Origin of the sequence: Stagnihabitans tardus, from assembly GCF_009925085.1 — a bacterium.
Lineage (GTDB): Bacteria > Pseudomonadota > Alphaproteobacteria > Rhodobacterales > Rhodobacteraceae > Stagnihabitans > Stagnihabitans tardus.
In genome coordinates this window covers 1-1720 of sequence record NZ_JAABNR010000068.1, presented here as the reverse complement: position 1 = coordinate 1720, position 1720 = coordinate 1, and the positions used below count along the sequence as shown (strand labels likewise).

Sequence of the window (1720 nt, the reverse complement as noted above, 5' to 3'; positions counted from 1 at the left end):
AGCCTGGCGGTGAAAAAGGGGGGCGCGGCCGGGCGATCGGGCGCACGAAAGGCGGGCTGAACACCAAGCTGCACGCCGTTGCCGACGCCAAAGGAAGGCCGCTGAAGTTCTTCATGACGGCTGGCCAAGTCAGCGACTATATGGGCGCCGCCGCACTCCTGCGGATCTACCTAGGGCTGAATGGCTTCTGGCAGACAGGGGCCATGATGCCGATTGGTATCGAGAAGCGTTGAAAGACAAAGGGATAAGGGTCTGCATCCCAGGGCGGAAGAACCGGAAAAAGAAGATCCGCCACGACCGCCGTCGCTGCAAACTGCGCAACCGCATTGAGATCATGTTCGGTCGCCTCAAAGACTGGCGCAGAATCGCAACCCGCTACGACAGATGTCCCAAAGTCTTCCTCTCGGCCATCGCCCTTGCTGCAACCGTTATCTGAGCTACCCCCCGAAAATCGGACAGTGACGGAAGCTACGATCTGAAGTCTGCTGATCTCCAAGCAGGAGGAGATTAGGACATGTCGAAACGCAGGAACCACGATGCGGCGTTCTAGTATGAGGAGGAACAGAAAATGGTCCGGGGGACCATTTTCCCGACGAATGGGGTGGCGCTGGAGGCCGTGAAGGGCGAGCGCACGGTGTCGGAACTGGCCACCGAATATGGCGTGCATCCGACGATGATCCATCAATGGAAGCGGTCGCTGCTGGAGGGTGCGCAGGCATCTTTGAGCGGGGCGGCAAGGCTTTGGTGGCGGCGGAGGTTGCCGAAGAAACGGTCCGTGACCTGCACGCCAAGATCGTGGGGTGAGCCCGCGAACGCCATTGGTTCGAGAGAGCGGGCGAACGCGGTCGCCAATGATTTTTTGTCACGAAAGCTCAAGCCCTGGATCGGCAAGTAAGGCGCGGAATGATCGAACGAACCCATCCCAAGCTGTCGGTCGGGGCGAAGTGTCGGCTGCTGTCGATCTCGCGGTCGTCGTTCTATTACGCGCCGCAGGGCGAGACGGCGCTGAACCTCGACCTCATGTTGTTGATCGACAAGCAGTTTCTGGACACCCCGTTCTATGGCGTACGGCAGATGACTTGGCTCCTGCAGAACGAGGGCCATGCCGTTAACCAGAAGCGCACCCGGCGACTGATGCGTCTCATGCGCCTGATGCCGATCTACCAAAAGCCCGACACAAGCAAACCCGCGAAGGGGCACAAGACCTACCCCTATCTGCTGGGCGGGCTGCGGGTGGAGCGGCCCAATCAGGTCTGGTGCGCCGACATCACCTACTTGCCGATGCGGAAAGGCTTCCTCTATCTGGTCGCCATCATGGACTGGTTCACCCGCAAAGTCTTAGCCTGGCGCATCTCCAACACGCTGGAGGCGGACTTCTGCATCGAGGCGCTGAACGAGGCGATCCATAAGCTCAGCCCGCCCGAGATCATGAATACCGATCAGGGGCCGCAGTTCACGTCCTTCGCATGGACTGACCGGCTGAAACGGGTCGGCACCCGGATCTCGATGGGCGGGAAGGGCCGCTGCCTCGACAACCCTCGGGCATTCCTTCGGACCGATGGCAGGAATGCCCTCGACATGTCACGCCTCTGGCGGTCCTTGAAATATGAATGCGTCTATCTGCACGCTTGGGAAACCGGGTCGCAGGCTCGGGTCGGCATAGGGCGCTGGATCACCTTCTACAACCACCAACGCCCTCACACTGCCCATGGCGGACAGC

General features: G+C 60.4%; 2 pseudogenes. Both read left to right on the top strand.

The features are described 5' to 3' along the window. Positions 1-436 (top strand): annotated as a pseudogene (locus GV832_RS21590) (IS5 family transposase); the annotation flags it as partial. A 132-nt stretch (positions 437-568) separates the two neighbouring features. After that, positions 569-1720, top strand: a pseudogene (locus GV832_RS21585) (IS3 family transposase); the annotation flags it as partial.